18 protein-coding genes are annotated in these 20,253 nt (G+C 72.5%); 6 read left to right on the top strand and 12 right to left on the bottom strand.

What is annotated here, in order from left to right:
• Window positions 1-4 precede the first annotated feature (4 nt).
• Together AB0B50_RS39415 and AB0B50_RS39410 are read right to left on the bottom strand one after the other, a co-directional pair.
• Window positions 5-2,104 carry an ATP-binding domain-containing protein gene (locus AB0B50_RS39415; RefSeq protein WP_362341104.1) on the bottom strand — a complete coding sequence of 700 codons (2,100 nt, stop codon included), beginning with the start codon at window positions 2,102-2,104 and terminating at the stop codon, window positions 5-7.
• 190 nt (window positions 2,105-2,294) lie between these two features.
• Entirely contained in the window at window positions 2,295-4,832 is a 2,538-nt protein-coding gene (locus AB0B50_RS39410) for a helicase C-terminal domain-containing protein (protein ID WP_362341101.1), read from the bottom strand.
• A gap of 172 nt (window positions 4,833-5,004) precedes the next feature.
• On the opposite strand from AB0B50_RS39410, the gene AB0B50_RS39405 reads away from it, so the two are divergent.
• Entirely contained in the window at window positions 5,005-6,648 is a 1,644-nt protein-coding gene (locus AB0B50_RS39405) for a DNA repair helicase XPB (RefSeq protein ID WP_362341099.1), read from the top strand.
• A 110-nt stretch (window positions 6,649-6,758) separates the two neighbouring features.
• The gene (locus tag AB0B50_RS39400; protein ID WP_362341097.1) at window positions 6,759-7,040 is read left to right on the top strand and encodes a hypothetical protein; all 282 of its coding nucleotides are present in this window, start codon (window positions 6,759-6,761) and stop codon (window positions 7,038-7,040) included.
• On the opposite strand, the gene AB0B50_RS39395 is transcribed toward AB0B50_RS39400, so the two are convergent.
• The gene (locus AB0B50_RS39395) at window positions 6,942-8,030 is read right to left on the bottom strand and encodes a glycosyltransferase 87 family protein (protein WP_362341242.1); all 1,089 of its coding nucleotides are present in this window, start codon (window positions 8,028-8,030) and stop codon (window positions 6,942-6,944) included. The genes AB0B50_RS39400 and AB0B50_RS39395 overlap by 99 nt on opposite strands.
• Window positions 8,031-8,242: 212 nt before the next feature.
• Between AB0B50_RS39395 and AB0B50_RS39390 the strand changes: the two genes are divergently transcribed.
• Window positions 8,243-9,322: a hypothetical protein gene (locus AB0B50_RS39390; RefSeq protein ID WP_362341094.1), complete on the top strand. Its 1,080-nt coding sequence runs from the start codon at window positions 8,243-8,245 to the stop codon at window positions 9,320-9,322.
• A 12-nt stretch (window positions 9,323-9,334) separates the two neighbouring features.
• On the opposite strand, the gene AB0B50_RS39385 is transcribed toward AB0B50_RS39390, so the two are convergent.
• From AB0B50_RS39385 to AB0B50_RS39370, 4 genes are read right to left on the bottom strand one after another with little or no spacing between them, the layout of a single operon-like run.
• Window positions 9,335-10,330: an iron-siderophore ABC transporter substrate-binding protein gene (locus tag AB0B50_RS39385; protein ID WP_362341240.1), complete on the bottom strand. Its 996-nt coding sequence runs from the start codon at window positions 10,328-10,330 to the stop codon at window positions 9,335-9,337.
• Window positions 10,331-10,358: 28 nt separating this feature from the next.
• Complete coding sequence (locus AB0B50_RS39380; protein ID WP_362341092.1) at window positions 10,359-11,174, bottom strand: ABC transporter ATP-binding protein; 816 nt, start codon at window positions 11,172-11,174, stop codon at window positions 10,359-10,361.
• Window positions 11,171-12,232, bottom strand: coding sequence for an iron chelate uptake ABC transporter family permease subunit (locus AB0B50_RS39375; protein ID WP_362341237.1), 1,062 nt, complete (start codon window positions 12,230-12,232; stop codon window positions 11,171-11,173). The genes AB0B50_RS39380 and AB0B50_RS39375 overlap by 4 nt, the downstream gene beginning before the upstream one ends.
• 56 nt (window positions 12,233-12,288) lie before the next feature.
• Window positions 12,289-13,287 carry an iron ABC transporter permease gene (locus AB0B50_RS39370; protein WP_362341090.1) on the bottom strand — a complete coding sequence of 333 codons (999 nt, stop codon included), beginning with the start codon at window positions 13,285-13,287 and terminating at the stop codon, window positions 12,289-12,291.
• Window positions 13,288-13,397: 110 nt separating this feature from the next.
• On the opposite strand from AB0B50_RS39370, the gene AB0B50_RS39365 reads away from it, so the two are divergent.
• Window positions 13,398-14,027, top strand: a complete 630-nt coding sequence (locus AB0B50_RS39365; protein ID WP_362341085.1) for an HAD hydrolase-like protein — start codon at window positions 13,398-13,400, stop codon at window positions 14,025-14,027.
• Here AB0B50_RS39365 and AB0B50_RS39360 read toward each other — a convergent pair.
• Window positions 14,020-14,271, bottom strand: coding sequence for a hypothetical protein (locus tag AB0B50_RS39360; RefSeq protein ID WP_362341083.1), 252 nt, complete (start codon window positions 14,269-14,271; stop codon window positions 14,020-14,022). The genes AB0B50_RS39365 and AB0B50_RS39360 overlap by 8 nt on opposite strands.
• A 190-nt stretch (window positions 14,272-14,461) precedes the next feature.
• Here AB0B50_RS39360 and AB0B50_RS39355 point away from each other — a divergent pair, with 190 nt between their 5' ends.
• Window positions 14,462-14,845 (top strand): cold-shock protein, encoded by a 384-nt coding sequence (locus tag AB0B50_RS39355; RefSeq protein WP_055701393.1) that lies wholly within the window; start codon window positions 14,462-14,464, stop codon window positions 14,843-14,845.
• Window positions 14,846-14,882: 37 nt separating this feature from the next.
• Here the strand turns inward: AB0B50_RS39355 and AB0B50_RS39350 are convergent, their stop codons facing one another.
• From AB0B50_RS39350 to AB0B50_RS39335, 4 genes are read right to left on the bottom strand one after another with little or no spacing between them, the layout of a single operon-like run.
• Window positions 14,883-15,776, bottom strand: coding sequence for a 1,4-dihydroxy-6-naphthoate synthase (locus tag AB0B50_RS39350; RefSeq protein ID WP_362341081.1), 894 nt, complete (start codon window positions 15,774-15,776; stop codon window positions 14,883-14,885).
• Window positions 15,769-16,485, bottom strand: coding sequence for a futalosine hydrolase (locus tag AB0B50_RS39345; protein WP_362341078.1), 717 nt, complete (start codon window positions 16,483-16,485; stop codon window positions 15,769-15,771). The genes AB0B50_RS39350 and AB0B50_RS39345 overlap by 8 nt, the downstream gene beginning before the upstream one ends.
• On the bottom strand, window positions 16,449-16,964 hold the full coding sequence (locus AB0B50_RS39340) for a DUF2771 domain-containing protein (RefSeq protein WP_362341077.1): 516 nt from the start codon (window positions 16,962-16,964) through the stop codon (window positions 16,449-16,451). The genes AB0B50_RS39345 and AB0B50_RS39340 overlap by 37 nt, the downstream gene beginning before the upstream one ends.
• A 60-nt stretch (window positions 16,965-17,024) precedes the next feature.
• Window positions 17,025-18,368 (bottom strand): MFS transporter, encoded by a 1,344-nt coding sequence (locus tag AB0B50_RS39335; RefSeq protein WP_362341234.1) that lies wholly within the window; start codon window positions 18,366-18,368, stop codon window positions 17,025-17,027.
• A gap of 457 nt (window positions 18,369-18,825) precedes the next feature.
• On the opposite strand from AB0B50_RS39335, the gene AB0B50_RS39330 reads away from it, so the two are divergent.
• Window positions 18,826-19,779 (top strand): DUF3027 domain-containing protein, encoded by a 954-nt coding sequence (locus AB0B50_RS39330; protein ID WP_362341074.1) that lies wholly within the window; start codon window positions 18,826-18,828, stop codon window positions 19,777-19,779.
• Window positions 19,780-20,253 lie beyond the last annotated feature (474 nt).

The following is a 20,253-nucleotide window of genomic DNA, read 5'->3' as shown; positions in this document are numbered from 1 at the left end:
GGCGTCAGACGAGCTGCGCGGGCAGCTCCGCCGCGTGCACGACGATCAGGCCGGACACCGCACGGGTCAGCGCCACGTACAGGCGGCGCAGGCCGGTCCGTTCGTCCGGCTCGCCGTCGACCACGGCGGCGGGCTCGTCAAGGACCACGTAGTCGTACTCGAGCCCCTTGGCCAGCGACGCGGGCACCAGCGTGAGCCGGGCGTCGGCCGTGGTCTCCTGGCCGGGGGAGAGGTACGAGATCCCGGCCGCCGTCAGGGCGTCGGCGAGCGCGGGGATGCGGGCGTCCGCGGCGATCAGCCCGATGGAACCCTCGTGCCGCAGCGAATCGGCACACGCCTCCAGGCAGGCGGCATCGAGACCCTCGGCGCCCGCTCCGTCCTCGACGCGCCGCACGGCGAGCGAGCCGGGCGACTCACGCACCGAGTCGACCGCCGCGAGTCCGGGCGCGATGTCGGGCAGCAGCCGCGACGCGTACGAGATGACGTCGCGCGGCACGCGGAAACCGGCCGTCAGTTCCTCCACGACGGCGTCGCCCTTGCCGAGGTGGGCGAGGGCCTCGGCCCAACTCCGGGTCGCCCAGGGCGTGGTGCCCTGCGCGAGGTCGCCGAGGACGGTGGCGGAACCGGTGGTGCAGCGCCGCCCCACGGCGCGGTACTGCATGGGGGAGAGGTCCTGCGCCTCGTCCAGCACCACATGTCCGAGCGAGTGCGTACGCGACACGAGATCGCTCGCCTCGTCGATCAACACGGCATCGGCGGCGGACCACTTGGCGCTCTTGACGCTCCGTGCGGGCTTGGCCCACAGAACGGCCTTCTGCTCCTCCTCGTCCAGGATTCCGTCGGCGTGCTCGGCGAGGAAGTCGGCGTCGGCCAGCAGCCGCAGCACGAGCTTCGCGGGATCGACGGGCGGCCAGACGGCCTTGACCGCGGTCTTCACGGCGGTGTTGCGCGCGACGGCGTCCTGCACGCGGTCGTCGGGGGCCTCGCCGGCCTGCTCCATGCGGACGAGGACGGCGTGGGCGATGCGCTGGGGAAGGGCGTCACGAGCGGCCCCGTACCGAATGTCGCGCTGGAGCAACTCGCCGACGATCTCCTCCAGTTCATACGCCGGTACGCGCCACCGCCGGGACCCGCGCACGACAACGAGGGGCTCGGTGGGCATGGTCACGTGCGACCGCACGGCCCTGCGCAGCACCTCGGCCATGCGGGCGTCGCCCTTGACGAGGGCGGCGGTGGGATCGTCCGTACCCCGCACCTCCACGTGGGCGACGAGGTCGTCGACGGTGGCCTGCTTCACCTCCAACTCGCCGAGGGCGGGCAGCACTTGCTCGATGTAGTGCAGGAAGGAGGCGTTCGGCCCGATGACGAGGGTGCCGGTCCTGGCGAGCCGCTCGCGGTGGGCGTACAGCAGATAGGCGACACGGTGCAGGCCGACGGCGGTCTTCCCCGTTCCCGGCCCACCCTGCACGCACACGCTCCCACTCAGCCCACTGCGGACGATCTCGTCCTGCTCGGGCTGGATGGTGGCGACGATGTCCCGCATCGGGCCCACGCGGGGCCGCTCGATCTCCTGCTGGAGGAGCTTGCTGGTCTTCGCGTCCTCGGTCGCGTCGCTGAGGTGCTCGTCCTCGTACGCGGTGAGGTCGCCGCCGGTGTAGCCGAAGCGGCGGCGCAGCGCGATGTCCATCGGGTCCTTCTTGGAGGCCCGGTAGAACGGCTGCGAGACCGGCGCGCGCCAGTCGATGACCATCGGGTCCCCGTCGGCGTCGTGCACGTGCCGCCGCCCGATGTAGAACTGCTCGCCGTCCGCACCCTCGGCCTGCTCGGCGCCGGGCGCGTGCAGGTAGTCGAGCCGCCCGAAGAAGAGCGGCGTATGGGCAAGATCGGCAAGGGACTTGATCCGCTCGTCGATCTGCCGCTCCAGGACCGCGGCGTTCACCCAGTTCGCGGTGACGTCGCGGATGTCGAGGGCCTCGGCGTCCTCGCGCATGGCACGCAGGGCGGAACGGGACGCGGCGAGGTGACCGCGCTCGCGGGTGAGTGGGTCTTGGGAGTCGACGGGCTCGGGCGCGGACTCGGACTCGGACTGGGCGTGCGCGTGCACGGGGTGCCTCCGGCGGTTCTACGGGATCGTGTGCGGGCCTCTGCTCCTGTGCTGCTCAGGCGAGGTGCCGGCCGGTTTCCGTCCGGGCGGCGGCGCTCCACGGGGGAGGCGGGGAAGGGGGCATCCTAAGTCAGCGATACCTGGCGGGGCCAACGAATTTCCCCGCCGGGCGGGCCCGCTGGTCCAGGGCTCAGCCGTCGGCGAGCTCGGCGACGCCCGTGATCCGGTGCAGGGGGTAGGTGCGGACCTCGTCCGCCGTGTGGTCGTAGGCCGTGACGAAACCGCCCTCCACGCGTACGGGGGCGATGACCCGCTGGCTCGCGGAGCCCTCCGCGTTGACGTAGCCGATCCACACCGCCTCGCCGGTCAGGACCGCGGCCTGCATCGTGGCGAGGGTCTCGGCGGCCGTGGTGCGGGGCAGCCGGCCGTCCGACGCCTCCGGGGCCTCCTTGCGGGGCGCCGTCGACGCCAGGTCGCCCGCGCGGATGGCCCGCACGGCCGCGCCGATGAGGGTGGCGTCGGGCAGCGGAGGCCCGTCGGGGACCGGCTCGGGGGCCGAGCGGGGCGGGGTGCGGTGGGCGTGGGCGCGGGTGATCAGCACGTCGCCCTCCGCGGACTCGGCGGCGGGCGCGAAGCCCATGGAGCGCAGCCCGTCGAGGAGCGTGCCGGGGTCCGCCTGGGCGGCGAGCACGGTGGGCGCGAGGCGGCGCAGGCGCAGGCCCTGGGCGCGCTTGTCGGCCAGGATCTCGTTCAGCAGCGCCTCGTCGTCGCAGCGGACGTACGCGGAGGCGGCGCCGATGCGGAGGTGACCGTGCTTGCGGGCCACGTCGTCGATCAAGTACGCGAGGGGCTGCGGGACGGGGGTGCGGGAGTGCGCCGCGAGGAACGCGTGCAGGTCGGAGGCGGACTGCCCGGCGTCGAGCGCGCGGCGTACGGAGCCGGGCGTGAAGCGGTAGACCGTCGCGCCGCCCTTCGACTCGACGTCGGCGAGCACGGCGAGGGCGTCGGCGAGCGGGCGCTCCAGGGGGCCGGGGGCGACGGCGGTGAGGTCGGCCTGGAGGAGGACGTGGTCCAGGGGCTCGGGGAGGAGGGGAGCCAGGAGGCGGGCGGCTCGGGCGGCGGCCACGGACTGTTCGCCGGGCGCGGGGGTGGAGGCCGCGGTGGGGGGCTGCTTCGGCTTGGGGGACGGTTCGGCGTCCGGGCTCGTGTCCGCTTCGGGGGCGGCGGACAGCAACGCCCTGCCGTGCGTCGACAAGGCGCCTCTTCCCGTGATGCCCAGCAACTCCGCCTCGTTCAGAGTCCATTGGGCGATGCGGGCGCGGAGGTCGAGCGAGGCGGGGGACGGGCGGTGCCAGCGGAGGCGGGCCAGGAGGGACTCGGGGGTCGGCGCCGTGCCCTCGGGGAGCGCGGCGAGGAGGTCGAGGACGCGGCGGCGGACCTCGGGCGCCACCGAGCGGTCCAGGTGCGGGCCGAGCGCGGAGAGCGTGCGGTCCTTGCCGTCACGTCCGCCGACCAGGCCCGCGGTGCGGGTCGCCGCCAGCCAGGCCGTGGCGAGGGCCGCCCAGCGCTCGGGGGCGGGGAGCTCCTGCCATTCGTCGTACGCGGGGGTCGCGGCGTACCGCTCGTCGGCCTGGCCGTCCGAGGCCAGCAGGCCCGCCGCGTAGGCCAGTTCGACCCAGAAGGCGGCCAGCGGCTCGGCCGTGTCGAGGGCGACCGCCGTCCGCTTCAGGTCGCGCACGCTGAGGCCGCCGGCGCGCAGGACCGCGGGGCCGCCCTCGTCCCAGTCCTTGAGGAGCTCCTCGACGGTGGCGAGTGCCGTGTACGCCTGGCCCGCCGCCGTCGCGTCCACAACCTGTGGACGGGTCTCGCGCGCGGCCTCCACGGGCGGCGGGGTCGGCTCGGGCGTGCGGTGGGAGCGCCCCGCGCGCAGGTGCAGGGCGGCCTCGCGGGGCAGGACGACCGTCCCGGGCGAGGTGGGCAGGAGCAGGCCCCGGTCCAGGAGCCAGCGCAGATGCCGGGCCGGATCCGCGGTGACCTGCCCGTAAGGCGGCCCCCACACCAGGCGGGACAGGACCTCCACGGACTCGGCGGGGGCCTCGTCGAGGAGCGCTGACATGCGGGTGCGGTCCTTGAAGAGGGCGGTGAGGGACTCGACCGCGGAGACCGGGTCGTGGGTGGTGGGCAGGCCCGCCGCGGCGACGATGTCCTGGACACGGGTCGGGGACATCCCGGCGGTGGCCTCGGCGACGGTGGGGCCGAGGCCGGTGGGGGACGGGTGCTGAGGTGTGGGGGCGAGGAGTTCGCGGACGGTGCGGACCAGGCGCAGACGGTCGTCCTGCCCCCAGACGAGGGCCTGTTCGTGGAGGGTGGCGAGGGCCTGGGGCAGGGCTTCGACGACGGCGGTGTCGCCGTCGTCGCCCGCCAGGAGCGTGAGCAGCTCGTCGTACGTCGTGGGGTCAGGGGCCACGGCGAGGGTCTCCGCGACCTGCTGGGCGAACCGGTCCAGGCGCTCCAGGGCGCGGACGGCGGAGGCACGGGTCCCGGCGCGGGTGGCGAGCTGGGTGAGGTCGGTGGGGACGGGGTTGAGGAGGTCGGGGCGGGCGTGGAGCAGGGCGGCGAGATCGGCGTCCTCGCGGGAGCGGAGCGCTTCGGCGAGGGAGCGGGGCGGGTCCGCGGGGCGCGGCGTGGTGGGTGCGCTGTCCGTGGGCTGCGACTCGTCGGTGCTCATCCGCCTCACGGTAGCGGGTCGGACGACCCCGCAACCGCCCTCCGGGCCGTCCCCGGCCCGTCCCCGGCCCGATGGTCGGCCGGTCGGGAGCGCGGGTGCACGACGGCAGGGCCCCCTTGATCTCCGGCGCATGCGGCACACTGGACGTTTGGCCAAACGAAAGGGCGCTCGCGTGAACGGTCCCCTCATCGTCCAGTCGGACAAGACCCTCCTGCTCGAGGTCGACCACGAGCAGGCCGACGCCTGTCGCCGTGCGATCGCGCCCTTCGCGGAACTGGAGCGGGCCCCCGAGCACATCCACACCTACCGCGTCACCCCGCTCGGGCTGTGGAACGCCCGCGCCGCCGGACACGACGCCGAGCAGGTCGTGGACGCGCTCGTGGAGTTCTCGCGCTACCCCGTGCCGCACGCGCTGCTCGTCGACGTCGCCGAGACGATGGCGCGGTACGGCCGCCTCACGCTCTCCAAGCACCCCACCCACGGGCTCGTGCTCACCACCACCGACCGGCCCGTCCTCGAAGAGATCCTGCGGTCCAAGAAGGTCCAGCCGCTCGTCGGCGCCCGGATCGACCCGGACACCGTCGTCGTGCACCCCTCCGAGCGCGGGCAGATCAAGCAGACGCTGCTGAAGCTCGGCTGGCCCGCCGAGGACCTCGCCGGGTACGTCGACGGCGAGGCGCACAAGATCGACCTCGACGAGAGCGGCTGGGCGCTGCGGCCCTACCAGCAGCAGGCCGTCGAGGGCTTCTGGCACGGCGGGAGCGGCGTGGTCGTGCTGCCCTGCGGCGCGGGCAAGACCCTCGTCGGCGCGGGTGCCATGGCGCAGGCCAAGGCCACCACCCTCATCCTCGTCACCAACACCGTCTCCGCCCGCCAGTGGAAGCACGAGCTGGTCAAGCGGACGTCCCTGACCGAGGACGAGATCGGTGAGTACAGCGGTACGAAGAAGGAGATCCGGCCGGTCACCATCGCCACGTACCAAGTGCTGACGACCAAGCGGAAGGGCGTCTATCCGCACCTGGAGCTCTTCGACTCCCGCGACTGGGGCCTCATCGTGTACGACGAGGTGCACCTGCTGCCCGCGCCCGTCTTCAAGTTCACCGCCGATCTGCAGGCGCGCCGCCGCCTCGGGCTCACCGCGACCCTCGTACGCGAGGACGGGCGCGAGTCCGACGTCTTCTCGCTCATCGGTCCCAAGCGGTTCGACGCCCCGTGGAAGGAGATCGAGGCGCAGGGCTACATCGCGCCCGCCGACTGCGTGGAGGTCCGCGTCAATCTCACGGACTCCGAGCGGCTCGCGTACGCCACCGCCGAGGCGGAGGAGAAGTACCGCTTCTGCGCGACGACGGCCACCAAGCGGAAGGTGACGGAGGCGCTCGTCAAGAAGCACGCCGGGGAGCAGACCCTCGTCATCGGGCAGTACATCGACCAACTCGACGAGCTGGGCGAGCACTTGGACGCGCCGGTCATCAAGGGCGAGACGACGAACGCGCAGCGCGAGAAGCTCTTCGACGCCTTCAGGGAAGGCGAGATCTCCGTCCTCGTCGTGTCCAAGGTCGCGAACTTCTCCATCGACCTGCCGGAGGCCACGGTCGCCATCCAGGTGTCCGGCACGTTCGGGTCGCGCCAGGAGGAGGCGCAGCGGCTCGGGCGGGTCCTTCGTCCCAAGGCGGACGGGCACGAGGCCCGCTTCTACTCCGTGGTCGCGCGGGACACCATCGACCAGGACTTCGCCGCGCACCGGCAGCGGTTCCTGGCCGAGCAGGGGTACGCGTACCGGATCGTGGACGCGGACGAGTTGCTGGCCGGGGGCTGACGACAGGGAGAGCTTCCGGTCCGCTCCCCGCGGTCCATCGCCGATCGGTACGCTGGGGAGCTGGCGGGAAGCCGATGAACCACAGGCACGTCAAGGGCAAGGAGGGCGCCATGCCTCACCAGGAAATCTATGAGGTGCTCTACACCGAGCCCGCGGCCCGGGACCGCGACCGCCTCGACCCCGTGCGCAGGGCGTCCTTCGACAAGGCCATCGAGATCCTGGCGCGCGATCCGTACACGGAGCACTCGCGGGCGATCGGCGTGGGCGAGCAGGACCGGGAGATCCGCCTGACCTCACAGATCGTGGCGGAGTACATGGTGTCGCGTGGCCGCCTGCTTCTCGTCGTCCTGCGGGTGTTCGACGACGCGGACATCCTGCTGGTCGAGGACTGACGCGAGCAGCGCCACGCCAAGGAGTGCGTACGGCGACGCCAACGGCTGCTGCCACCACGCCAGATGGAGGTCCAGGTCCCCCTGGTGGGGCAGCAGCCAGAAGGTGCGGGCCGTGAAGAGCACGGCCACCGCCGCGGCCAGGCGCGGTCTGCCCTCGGCGATCAGCAGGGCCAGGAGCGGTACGCACCACACCCAGTGATGGGACCAGCTGATCGGGGAGATCAGCAGGGCCGTGAACGCGGTCAGGAGCAGGGCGCGGGGCTCGCCTGCGGCGCGGCGGGTCAGCCAGAGCCCCGCGGCGGCGGTCAGCGCCGCGGGGACGGCCCAGGCGAGGCCCGGTTCCGCGTCGTGCGTGAGCCGGGCCACCAGGCCCTGCAGCGACTGGTTGTCGACGATCCAGGCCTTGCCGACGCGGCCCGTCTCGAAGATCCGCGTGGTCCAGAACTCGACGCTGGCGGCGGGCAGGACGAGCGCGCCGAACACCACGGTTCCGGCGAAGGCGGCCGTGGCGGTGACGGCCTCGCGGACGCGTCCGGTGACGAAGAGGTACGCGATGAAGACGGCGGGGGTCAGCTTGATCCCGGCGGCGACGCCGAGCGCGCATCCCTTGGCCGTGGCGCCCTTCGGCCTGGTCAGGTCCCAGAGGATCAGACAGGCGAGGGCGAGGTTGATCTGCCCGAACAGGACGGTCTGGAAGACGGGTTCGAGCCAGATGCCGAGGGCGGTGGCGGCGCAGAGGGGCGCGGCGCGGGTGGGCAGGCTGGTCAGCCTGCAGGAGAGGTGGACGAGGAGGGCCAGGAGGCCGACGTTCCCGGCGAGGAAGGCGAGCTTGAGGGCGGGCAGGGGGAGCCAGGCAGTGGGGACGAAGAGGGCGGCGGCGAACGGCGGGTACGTGGCCGGGAGTTCCCACTCGGTGACGGTGAACCCGTAGAGATCCCCACCGCGGGCCACGGCGGCACCTTCGGCCCGGTAGACGAGGGCGTCGGCCATGGGGATGCGCTGGACGACGCAGAGGGCGGCGAGGGCGGAGAGGGAGAGGGCGAGGAGGATTCCCGCCGAAGCGATGCTTGTACGTGTTCGCGTGCTCACTGTCCGCTGTCTCACGGTGCCGGAGCCTATCCCGACCCGGCGCCCGCGCCGGGGCCGACGCGGTACCGTCGGGCGGGGCGAGGTGTCAACGGTGCCGCCCCGGAGGGGACTTCGTGGGGATCGAGAGCGACCAGCTGGTCTACGACTATCTGAGCCGGGTCGGAGACCTTGCCCAGCAGCGGCAGCTGCCGTCCGGCACCCGCATGCGCCTGGTCTCCGACCTGCGGAACAGGATCGACAGCAGCCGCTCCAAGGCCGTTGTCGACAGCCCCGCCGCCGTCCGCCGCATCCTCGCCAGGCTCGGCACCCCGGAAGAGGTCGTCGAGGCCGCGGGCGGCGCCCCCGGGGACGTATCGGCGCAGGCGAGCGCCCCGACCGCCGCCGTGCCGACGCAGCGCGAAGGGGACGGCACCTCCAAGCGGCTTCGGCGCATGGTGCCCCGGCCTCGCCGCGCCGCCCCGCAGACCCCGCAGATCCCAGAGGCGGCCGAGACCCCGGAAGCCCCGGAAGCTCCCAAAGAGGCGGAACCGCAAGGACCTTGGGCCTCGCCCCCGCACCTCGCCGGCTCCGACGAGCTGGGACCCAGTGGCTCCGAGCCCGACTGGTGGCGGGTGGACAGCAGCCCGTTCGGCCTCGCCGACAGCGTCCCCGGCTTCGTCGGCGGCGTGGAGATCCCCGAGATACTCAAGCCCCCGCCGTCCCCGGACGATGCCGACCGCCCCCGCGACCTTCTCCGCAAAGAGGGCGAGAGGGAAGAAGGGGAAGAGGGGGACGAGGAAGGCGAGGGAGTCGAGGAGGGCGAGGAAGGGCGCGGGCGGCGCTGGATCCCCCGCCTTCCCGGAGGCTCCGGCGCCGGACTCGGCAACCCGCTGCTCGTCCTCGCCGCCGCCCTGCTGACCGTCGGCGCCGTACTCGACAACTGGCTTGCCCTCGGCGGCGGCTGGCTCATCGCCTACGCCTCCCGCAGGCTCACCCGCACCGAGGTCAAGCTCGCCGTCATGGGCCTCCCGGGGCTCGTGGCGGCCGCGGGGATCACCTGGCTGTGGGGGCGCAGCGACGGCCGCTGGGGCGATCCGATCAAGGACGGGCACATGAGCGACGCCATGGCCGAGACCTGGCCATGGGTGGTGCGCGGCGCGGCCGTCGCCTCCGCGCTCTTCCTGCTGTGGAGATCGCAGCGGCAACGGCCGTGATGTGCGGGGGAGTTACTTCTTCTCCGTCAGGTCCTTCTGCATCTCGTCCAGGATCTTCTCCGCCGCCGTGTAGCCGATGCCCTGGATCCACAGCTCGTCGTCGACCGTGTGGACGTTGCCCGACTTCACCGCCTTCATGTTCTTCCACAGGCTGCTGCCCACGGTCTGCGTCTCCTTGGCCTTCTTCGGATCGCCGTACGTGGACTGGAAGATGACGTCCGTGTCCGCGAGGTCGATCTTCTCGGGGGACAGGTCGTAGGAGAAGCCGTCCTTCGCCTTCGCGGAGATCGGGGCGCGGCCCAGGCCCACGTCCTTGAGGATCGTGGCGATGTAGCTCTGGTCGCCGTAGAGGCGGATGTCGGCGCCCTCGATGAAGCGGATGACGTTGACCTCGGTCCGCTCGGCCTTCGCGGGGCCGCCGATGGCCTCCGTGACCTTCTTGGTGTGCGCCTCGTAGTCGGCGACGACCTTCTCCGCCTCGGCCTGCTTGCCCATCGCGTCGGCGTGCACCTGGAAGTTCTCCTTCCAGGGGTAGCCCGTCGTCTCGGTCATCACCGTCGGCGCGATCTTCTTGAGCTGGTCGTACTTCGCGGCGTGCCGGATCTTGGAGGTCAGGATCAGATCGGGCTCGAGCGCCGCGATGGCCTCCATGTTCGGGTTCATCATCTCGCCGACGTCCTTGATGCCGTCGACCTCGTCCTTGGGCAGATAGCCGAGGAAGCCCGACTCCGCCTCGACGTGCGTGGAGCCGACCGGCTTCACACCCAGGGTGATCGCGGAGTCCAGCTCGGCCGTGTCGAGGACGACCACGCGCCGAGGGCTGACGGGGACCTCGACGTCACCCATCGCCGTCTTGACCGTGTGGGTCTTTCCCGAGTCCGCGGAGCCCGCGTCGGAGTCCGAGGAACCGCAGGCGGCGAGCGTCAGCGCACCCGTCAGGGCCAGGGCGCCGGTGACGAGCGGGCGACGGCGGCGCAGCGGGGAGCGGAAGCGGGTCATGGGAACCATGGAGGCCATGGGGACGCCTTTCGTGAGGTCAGGCGGGGGAGGGGGCGGGAGCGGTCGCGGACCACGGTGCCCCGGGGACGACCAGCGGGGAGCCGGTCACGGGGTCCGGGACCACCACGCACTCCAGGCCGAAGACCTCGCGCACGAGATCCTCGGTGACGATCTTCGAGGGGGCACCCTCGGCGACGACCTCGCCGCTCTTCATGGCGACGAGGTGGTCGGCGTAGCGCGCCGCCTGGTTCAGGTCGTGCAGGACGACGACGACCGTGCGGCCGCGGTCATGGTTCAACTGGCGTACCAGATCGAGGACTTCGACCTGGTGGGAGATGTCCAGATATGTCGTGGGCTCGTCCAGGAGCAGCAGGTCCGTGTCCTGGGCGAGCGCCATCGCGATCCACACGCGCTGGCGCTGGCCGCCGGAGAGCTCGTCGACGGAGCGTTCGGCGAGCGCGGCCACGTCGGTGCGCTCCATCGCCTCCGTCACCGCCTTCTCGTCCTCGTCCGACCACTGCTGCCACCAGTGCTGGTGGGGCTGGCGGCCGCGCGAGACGAGGTCGGCGACGGTGATCGCCTCGGGCGCGACGGGCGTCTGCGGGAGCAGCCCGATCTGCTGGGCGATCCTCTTGGTGGGCAGCTCGGCGAGCGCCTCACCGTCCAGCAGGACCGCGCCGCTCTTCGGCTTGAGCAGTCGGCCGAGCGCCCGCAGCGTCGTGGACTTGCCGCACGCGTTGGGGCCGACGATCACGGTGACCTTGCCGTCGGGGATCGCGAGGTCGAGGCGGTCGACGACCGTGCGGTCCTCGTAGGCGAGGGTCAGCTCGCTGGCCGTAAGGCGGGCGGTCACGACGTGCCTCCATTGCGGACGGAACGGCTGCGGATGATGAGCCAGATCAGGTACGGGGCGCCCACGGCCGCCGTCAGGACACCCACGGGCAGCTCGGTCGGCGAGAACAGCCGACGGGCCAGCAGGTCCGCCAGGACCACGATCAGGGCACCCAGCAGCGCCGAGCACAGCAGCGGGATCTGCGCGGTGCGGGTGAGGCGGCGGGCGATCTGCGGGGCGAGGAGCGCCACGAAGTCGACGGGGCCCGCGGCGCCGGTCGCCACCGAGGCGAGGACCACACCGAGCAGGACGAGCCCGAGGCGTACGCGTCCCAGGCGCACCCCGAGCGACGTCGCCGTGTCGTCGTCCATGGTGACCGAACGCTGCGCGCGGGCCGCCCAGAGGACGAACGGGAGCAGGACGAGCAGGGTCAGGCCGAGCGGGTTCGCCTCGGCCCAGCCGCGGCCGTTGAGGGAGCCCGTCATCCAGATCTGGGCCTGCTGGGCGACGAGGTAGTCGCCCTTGGTCATGAAGAGCGTCGTCACCGACCGCAGGGCGATGGCGAAGCCGATGCCGATCAGGACGAAGCGGGTGGCGTGCAGGCCGCCGCGCCACGCGAAGACGTACACGAGCGCGGCCGCGGCGATGCCGCCGATCACCGAGAGGTAGGGGAGGACCGTGTACGACGTGATCCCGAAGGTCATCGCCCCGACGGTGAGCGCGCTCGCGCCCTGGCTGATGCCGATGATGTCGGGGCTTGCGAGGGGGTTGCGGGCCACGGTCTGGATGAGCGCGCCCGCCACGCCGAACGCGGCGCCGACGAGCAGCCCCACCACCATGCGGGGTTCGCGCAGCGTGCCCACGACCAACTCGTCGGCCGAGGGCTGCCCGAAGACGACCTTGAGGGCCTCGACGGGCTGGACGAAGGACTCACCGACACAGAGGTACGCGAGACAGCCGGCGGCGAGCAGCAGAGCGAGGCAGGCCGCGACGACGGCGGCGCGCCGATGCACGAGGAGGGCGGCACGCCGCACACGAAGAACGGCGTATCCGGCGGGACGTACGCGCCGTGGGGCAATCGGGCGGGTGGGTGGGAGACTTCCGCCGCGGAGCGGCGGTTCAGGAGATACCGGGCTCACGCAGCCACCGCCTTCCTCCGCACCAAGGTCACAAGGAACGGCACCCCGATGAGCGCGGTCATCACACCCGCAGGCACCTCACTGGGCGGAAAGATCACGCGCCCCACCGTGTCGGAGACCAGCAGCATCACAGGCCCGAGGACGGCGGCCATCGGCAGCACCCACCGATGATCACTGCCCACGATCGCGCGAGCGATGTGCGGCACGGCGAGCCCGATGAAGGCGACGGGCCCGGCGGCGGCCACGCCCGCGCCGGTCAGGATCGTCGCGCCGAGTCCGCCGACGATCCGTACCGTCGCGACGTTCTGGCCGAGCCCCTTCGCCACGTCCTCGCCGAGCGCGAGCGCGTCCAGGCCCCGCGCGACCGCGAGGACGAGCACCAGACCCACGAGCAGGAACGGCCAGATCTGGCCGACGATCTCGGCGTCGCGCCCGGAGAGCGAGCCCACCTGCCAGAAGCGGAACTCGTCGAGCGCGGAGGCCTTGGTGGTGAGGATCGCGGTCGTCACGGAGACGAGCAGCGCGTTGATCGCGGCGCCGCCGAGCGCGAGCTTCACCGGGGTCGCGCCGCCCCGCCCGCCGGACGCGATGGCGTAGACGGCGACCGAGGCGATCCCGGCGCCGACGAACGCCCACCACACGTATCCGGTCAGTGTGTGCACCCCGGCGAAGGCGATGGCGAGGACGACTCCCACCGACGCGCCCTGGCTGATGCCGAGGATGCCGGGGTCGGCGATCGGGTTGCGGGTGATGCCCTGCAGGACCGTGCCGGCGAGGGCGAGCGCGGCGCCCACCATCAGGCCGATCACGGTGCGCGGCACCCGCATCTCACGGATCACTTCGGCGGAGTCGCTGTGCCCGCCGTGCAGCAGCGCGTCGAGGACGGCGGACGGCGCGATCGCGCGGGCGCCGACGGCGAGGCTGAGCAGGACCGCGAGCAGCAGGGCCACGACGGCCGCCGTCATCACGACAGCGCGTCTGACGGGCACACGCATCGGCTGAGCTCGTTTCACGGGGAGTGACGGGGGGGGAGGGGAACGGCAGTCGGTAAGGCTTGGCTAAGTCTACGGGCGGCCCCGGCCACCGCCCTCGGCACAATGGGCGCATGACCTCACGCGCGCCGACCGTCGGCTTCGACCTCGACATGACCCTCATCGACTCCCGGCCCGGCATCAGGGCGGCCTACCGGGCGCTCTCCGCGCGAACGGGTGCGTACATCGACGCCGACCTCGCCGTGACACGGCTCGGGCCGCCGCTGGAGGAGGAGTTGCGGCACTGGTTCCCCGAGGCGGAGATCCAGGAAATGGGCGATCTCTACCGTGAGATCTATCCCACACACGCCATAGAGCCGACGCTCGCGATGCCCGGCGCCCGCGAGGCCGTCGCGGCGGTCCGCGCGCACGGCGGGCGGGCGATCGTGGTGACCGCCAAGCACGAGCCGAACGCGAAGCTGCATCTGTCGCACCTCGGCATCGAGGCCGACGCGGTCATCGGCTGGCTGTGGGCGGAGGCGAAGGCCGAGGCGCTGCGCGAGCACGACGCGGCGGCGTACGTCGGGGACCACACCGGTGATGTACGCGGCGCACGTACGGCGGGCGCGCTCTCCGTGGCGGTCGCCACCGGGCCGTGCGACGCAGCGGAACTGCGCGCGGCGGGCGCGGACGTGGTCCTCGGCGATCTGACGGAGTTCCCCGCCTGGCTGGATGCGTACGTCGCGCAGGGCGCCGCTAGGTAGCGTTGGCCTTGGCCTGGCGGCGCTGCACGGCGATGCCGCGCAGCACTCCGGCCGCGGCGATGAGGAACCCGACGCCCATCAGCATGCACACCGCGTACGCGATGGACGGAAAGGGATCGGTGCCCAGGAACAGCGGGGCCACGGTGACCAGTGTGGCCACGGCTCCGACGAAGAAGACGATTGCTCCGGTCCGGACCATGCCATCGCCCGGACCGGCGGAATTCGCTTGGGTTTTGTCACGCACCCGACCAGGGTAGTTCCCAGCGCGTAGGAAGAATCCGGGGACGTCTTGTCACCGGCCCACGGACCAATAGTCTTGGTGCCGGCGGGTCGGGCGACCCGCTGTAGTGCTATCCAGAGCCGTTTTGCCCGTCCTACCGGACGGGCGGATGCGGCATAGACGAGTACGACGAGTACGAGGACGAGGACTTCACGTGCCTACCGGCAAGGTCAAGTGGTTCAACAGCGAGAAGGGCTTCGGCTTTCTCTCCCGCGACGACGGCGGCGACGTCTTCGTGCACTCCTCCGTACTGCCCGCCGGCGTCGACACACTCAAGCCGGGCCAGCGTGTGGAATTCGGTGTGGTCGCGGGGCAGCGCGGCGACCAGGCCCTGTCGGTGACGATCCTCGACCCGACCCCGTCGGTGGCGGCCGCGCAGCGCCGCAAGCCGGACGAACTGGCATCGATCGTCCAGGACTTGACGACGCTGCTCGAGAACATCACGCCGATGCTGGAGAAGGGCCGCTACCCCGACAAGGCCTCGGGCGCGAAGATCGCGGGGCTCTTGCGAGCGGTAGCGGATCAACTGGACGTCTGACGCGCGGGGCTCCGCCCCGGACCCCGGACCCCGGTCCTCAGGGGAACGCCAGCGCGTCCGGCGCCAGGGCGGGGACGAGCCCCTCCGCCGCCGCCCGCGTCAGCAGTCCGCGTACGGCCGCGTAGCCGTCCTCGCCCAAGTCCGCCGTGAACTCGTTCACGTAGAGCCCGATGTGCTGGTCCGCGACCGCCGGGTCCATCTCCTGGGCGTGCTCCAGGACGTACGGGCGCGAGGCCTCCGGGTCGTCCCAGGCCATGCGGACCGAGGCGCGGGCGGCGTCCGCGAGGGAGCGCAGCAGATCATCGCCGAGCGACCGCTTGGCGATGATCGCGCCCAGTGGGATCGGCAGCCCCGTCGTGGCCTCCCAGTGCTCGCCCATGTCGGCGAGACGGTGCAGGCCGTAGTTCTGGTACGTGAAGCGCGCCTCGTGGATGACCAGGCCCGCGTCGACCTTGCCGTCGCGCACCGCGGGCATGATCTGGTCGAAGGGCAGCACCACGATCTCGCCGACGCCACCGCCGGTGAGCGTGTCCGCGGCCCAGAGGCGGAAGAGCAGATACGCCGTCGACTTCTCGCTGGGCACGGCGACCGTCTTGCCGGTGAGGTCGACTCCTGCCTCACGCGTCAGGACGAGCGGCCCGCAGCCGCGGCCGAGCGCGCCGCCGCAGGGCAGCAGCGCGTACGCGTCGAGGACGTAGGGGAGTACGGCGTACGACACCTTCAGGACGTCCAGGTCGGACGCCTGCGCGGAGGACGCGGCGCGCTCCGCGATGCCGTTGGTGATGTCGATGTCCGCGAACGTGACGTCCAGTTCGGGGGCGCCCGGCACCCGGCCGTGCGCCCAGGCGTCGAAGACGAACGTGTCGTTGGGGCAGGGCGAGTACGCGATGCGCAGCGCGCGGTCGAGGGCCGTGGCCTGGGGCTCAGTCATGTGTGTTCCAACTCCTCAGTACCGGCGCGAACTTCCCGAACGCGTCGCTCAGCGCGGTCAGCGCGTCGCCGATCCGCCAGGCGGCGCGGTCGCGCGGGCCGACGGCGTTGGAGACCGCGCGGACCTCCAGGACGGGCAGGCCGTGCAGGGCGGCCGCCTCGGCGACACCGAAGCCCTCCATCGCCTCGGCCAGGGCGCGCGGATGACGCAGCCGCAGCTCGGCGGCGCGCTCGGCGGAGCCGGTCACGGTGGAGACGGTGAGGACGGTGCCCCTCGCGGCACCGCAGGCACCGGCCACGTCCCGTACGAGGGAAAGCGGCGGACGGTGGGTGACGGCGCCGAAGCCGAGCTCGGTGACGGGCGCGAAGCCCTCGGGGGTCTCGGCGCCCAGGTCGGCGACGGTGATCTCGTCGGCGACGACGACCGAGCCGAGGGGCGCGTCGGGCGCGAAGCCGCCGCCGATGCCCGCGGAGATCACGAGGTCGTACGCCTGGTCGTGCTGTGCGGCGACGCCCAGGTGCAGGGCGGTCGCGGCCGCCGCGGCGGCGGGGCCCACTCCGACGGTGACCACGTCGACGCCGCTGCCCGCGGGCAGCCCCCGTGCCACCGCCTCCAGCTCGGCTGGGACGGCGGTGGCGACGAGGACGCGCGGACCGGACGGTGAGGTCACGGTCAGGAGTCGGAGTCCTTCTCGAACTTGAACGACCACAGGCCGGTCGCCTTCTGCGTGCCGCCCTTGCCGCCCTCGAGGAGGCTGACGGTCGACTTGCTGCCGCCACCGCCGTACTGCTGGTTGAAGAAGACGCTGCCCGGGATGACCACGTACGTCTTCTTGCTGGCCTCGGTGAGCGGCTGACCGTTCATCAGCAGCGTCCAGCCCTTCTCGGCGATCTCCGGGTCGACGCCGAAGCGGACCTTCTCGTCGGGATCGACCTTGATGGACTTGACGTCCTTGTCCATCAGGCAGGACTTCAGCTGGGAGTCCTTGAGCTCCTTGCCGTCGTTGTAGCAGGAGGCTTCCGTGTTCACCGACTTGCTGCCGACCGTCACGGTGGCCAGCGGCGTCGGCTTGTCACAGGCCGAGAGGACGAGGAGTCCGGCGGAGACGGCGCCAAGGGCGGCCACGGTGCGGCGGCGACGTGCCGCGCTGTTCACATTCGCGGCTCCGCCGCGGAGCAGGGAGGTCATGGCCGAAGGCTATCGGGCGCGTCGAGGGGTCGGGTTACGTGGGGGTCGCGGGCGTGCCGCTCACGCCACCCGGGGGCGGCGGTCGGCGCCCTGCCGGGCCGTCGCGAGAAGCCCTCGTACGGTCGAAAGCCAGCCGACCGCGACGATCCCCGCGGCCACCGACAGGCCGAGCGTCCCGATCAGCGGCAGGGCGATGCCGATGGCGCCGCCGAACACCCAGGCCACCTGGAGCAGCGTCTCGGAACGGGCGAAGGCGGAGGTGCGGACCTGTTCGGGGACGTCCCGCTGGATCAGCGCGTCCAGGGACAGCTTCGACAGGGCCTGCGCGAAGCCCGCGCACGCGCCGAGGACGGCGACGGCCACCGCTCCGAAGAACACCGCGGCCGTGATCGCCACGCCCAGGACCACCGCGACGACGGTCACGATGATGACCTCCGGTGCCCGTGACTTCAGCCAGGCGCCGACGGCCGTGCCGAGCGCGTTGCCCGCGCCGGCCGCGACGCCGACGATGCCGAGGGAGACCGCCGCGCTCTGCCCGGTGAGCGGATGCTCGCGCAGCAGGAACGCCAGGAAGAAGATGAGGAAGCCGGAGAGACAGCGCAGCGAGGCGTTCGCGGCCAGCGCGTGGGTGACGGCGGGGCCGACCGTACGCAGTCCGAGGCGGCGTTTGCGGGTGGTGTCGGCGGCGGCCTCGGTGCGGGCGTGCAGATGCAGGTGCTCCTCGTCGGCGGCGAGCAGCGCCTTCGCCTCGCCCTTGGCCGAGTCGACCTTGCGTGGCAGCGAGAACGAAAGGAACATCCCGGACACGAAGATCACGAAGGCGCCGAACAGCGGCCAGCGCGGCCCGATGGTCTGCAGTCCGGCTCCGACGGGGGCGGCGACGGCGGTGGCGAGCAGGCCGCCGAGCGTGACCCGCGAATTGGCCTTCACGAGGGAGAAGCGGGGCGGCAGGAGGCGTGGCACGACGGCGCTTCTGACCACGCCGTACGCCTTGGAGGCGACGAGGACGCCGAGCGCCGCGGGGTAGAGCTCGACGCTGCCGGTGGCGACCGCGCCCGAAAGGACGAGCGCGAGCAGGGCACGGGCCAGCATCGCGCCGGCCATCGCGGCGCGGCGGCCGTGCGGGAGCCGGTCCAGGAGCGGGCCGATGACGGGGGCGAGGAGCGTGAACGGCGCCATCGTGATGGCGAGGTAGAGGGCGACGCGGCCGCGGGCCTCGTCGGTGGGCACGGAGAAGAAGACGGTGGAGGCGAGCGCGACGGTGATCATGACGTCCCCCGCGCCGTTCACCGCGTGCAGCTCGATCAGCTTGCCGAGCCCCGATTCGCCCGCGCCGTGGGCGTGGGTCGCCTTGCGGATTCCCCTGGCCGTGCCGGTGAAGGGGAAGTGCAGGGCCCGGCCCAGCGCACGCGCGGTCCGTCTCGCCGGGCCCGGCGAGACGGTTGCTACGGACGTCGACCTGGTGGGGGCCACCTCGTCATAGTGCCCCCTCGGGGGGTCGACTAGTGCGGATACGGGCTGTGAGCCGTGCCGCGGCTGCTCCGCGGACGGCTCGTGGGCGGGTTCGCGGGCGGTTCGGAGGCGGGGCGTGGGTGGGTTCGCGGGCGGTTCGGGGGAGCGGCGCGGGAGGTCGTCGCGTACGTCGGTGTAGGCCCACGGGCCGGGAGAAGGTAGCGTGCGTAGCGCGCCTGCGGCGGTTGTTCTTGGCCGCGCGCCTCTCGGTCATCCCGCAGAATGGATGACGTAGGTGCGCCCGAGGACGTCGGGCGCGGACGTTGACGCGGCCCACTGGTCCGCTCCGTCCGTACCCCCGCGTAAGGGTGGCGCACTCGTGAGACGGCGTAGGAGAGAAGCGATACTTGTGAGCGCAGCGACAACGCGAAGCCGTACCCCGCGCACCCCGCGTACCCCCGACCGCCTGTGCGCCGAGGCGGTGGGGTTGGCGCGTGCTGCGGCCGAGGAGGCCGCCGCGCCCGGTGTGGTCGGTGAGCACGTCGAGGTCGTCGTGGAGGGCGACCGTGTGGTCACGCACCTCTTCGAGTGCAAGGAGTTCGGCTACCGCGGCTGGCGCTGGGCGGTGACGGTCGCCCGTGCCTCGCGGGCGAAGGTCGTCACGCTCGACGAGACGGTGCTGCTTCCTGGCCCCGACGCGCTCCTCGCCCCCGAGTGGGTGCCGTGGAGCGAGCGGCTGCGGCCGGGTGACATGGGCCCCGGCGACCTGCTGCCGACGGACGCGGAGGATCTGCGTCTGGAGCCCGGTTTCTCCGGCGAGGAGGAGCCGCCGCCGAACTCCGTGGTGTCGCAGGCCGTGGCTTCTCAGGAACTGGCGGATCTCGTCGAGGCGGAGGACGCCGAGGTCACGGCGGGGCCGCCGGCCGATCTGCCGGTCGCGCCCGCGCGCGGCTCGATCGCGGCGGTCGCCGACGAGCTGGGCATGCGGCGGGCGAGGGTCCTGTCCCGCTACGGCCTGCATGTCGCCGCCGATCGCTGGGACGAGGCGTACGGCGCGAAGACCCCGATGGCGCAAGCGGCCCCTGCGGGGTGCGCGAGCTGTGGGTTCCTGTTGCCGATCGGCGGGTCGCTCGGGCAGGCGTTCGGGGTCTGCGCCAATGAGTTCGGCCCTGCGGACGGTCGTGTCGTCTCGTTGTCGTACGGGTGCGGTGGGCACTCGGAGGCAGCGGTCATGCCGAAGCCGCCGCGGCCGGCGCCGCCGGTTCTCGACGAGACGAAGGTGGACGTCCTGCCGCTTCGCCCGGCGGCGGACTCCGGCTCGGTGAGCGCGGAGGGGCCGAGCGAGGACCTCGGCCATTCCTAGGCCCGGAGGCTGAGCGGTCCCTGTTGCGGGGCGGGGCCGTGTTTGCGGGCGGTGGTGTGGGGCGGTTTCTCTCGGCTGGGGCGTTGTGGGGCGTACCCGGTGTCATCGGTTGCTCCTGGAGCGTGGGCTCCTCCGGCATCGGACAGCTCCCGCGTCGCCGCTTCGCGGCGTTGTCCCCACCCGCCCGCCCTTTTGATGCAGGGCAAACGGGTGGGTGGGCGGGAAACCTGCCGCGGGGCGGCGAAGCTTCGGCGAGGGATGTTCCAGGCGTGCACGTACGCGGCGAAGCTTCGGTGGAGGGACGTACCCGGGTGCAAGCCCACCCCGGCCCCGGAGTGGCGAAGCTTCGGTGGAGGGACGTACCCGGGCGCAAGCCCACCCCCCCGCCCCGGAGTGGCGAAGCTTTGGTGAGGGACGCACCCGGGTGCAAGCCCACCCACCCCCGCCGCCGAGCGGAAGCCACGCCCGCTGGGA

The organism is Streptomyces sp. NPDC041068, assembly GCF_040647455.1.
GTDB lineage: Bacteria > Actinomycetota > Actinomycetes > Streptomycetales > Streptomycetaceae > Streptomyces.
This window is presented reverse-complemented; position numbering and strand designations above follow the sequence as displayed.

Excerpts from the sequence above, each read along its gene's own strand:
- AB0B50_RS39410 (WP_362341101.1), bottom strand. The coding sequence starts at position 4,832 with ATGAGCACCGACGAGTCGCAGCCCACGGACAGCGCACCCACCACGCCG.
- AB0B50_RS39400 (WP_362341097.1), top strand. The coding sequence starts at position 6,759 with ATGCCTCACCAGGAAATCTATGAGGTGCTCTACACCGAGCCCGCGGCC.
- AB0B50_RS39395 (WP_362341242.1), bottom strand. The coding sequence starts at position 8,030 with ATGGCCGACGCCCTCGTCTACCGGGCCGAAGGTGCCGCCGTGGCCCGC.
- AB0B50_RS39385 (WP_362341240.1), bottom strand. The coding sequence starts at position 10,330 with ATGGTTCCCATGACCCGCTTCCGCTCCCCGCTGCGCCGCCGTCGCCCG.
- AB0B50_RS39370 (WP_362341090.1), bottom strand. The coding sequence starts at position 13,287 with ATGCGTGTGCCCGTCAGACGCGCTGTCGTGATGACGGCGGCCGTCGTG.
- AB0B50_RS39365 (WP_362341085.1), top strand. The coding sequence starts at position 13,398 with ATGACCTCACGCGCGCCGACCGTCGGCTTCGACCTCGACATGACCCTC.
- AB0B50_RS39350 (WP_362341081.1), bottom strand. The coding sequence starts at position 15,776 with ATGACTGAGCCCCAGGCCACGGCCCTCGACCGCGCGCTGCGCATCGCG.
- AB0B50_RS39340 (WP_362341077.1), bottom strand. The coding sequence starts at position 16,964 with ATGACCTCCCTGCTCCGCGGCGGAGCCGCGAATGTGAACAGCGCGGCA.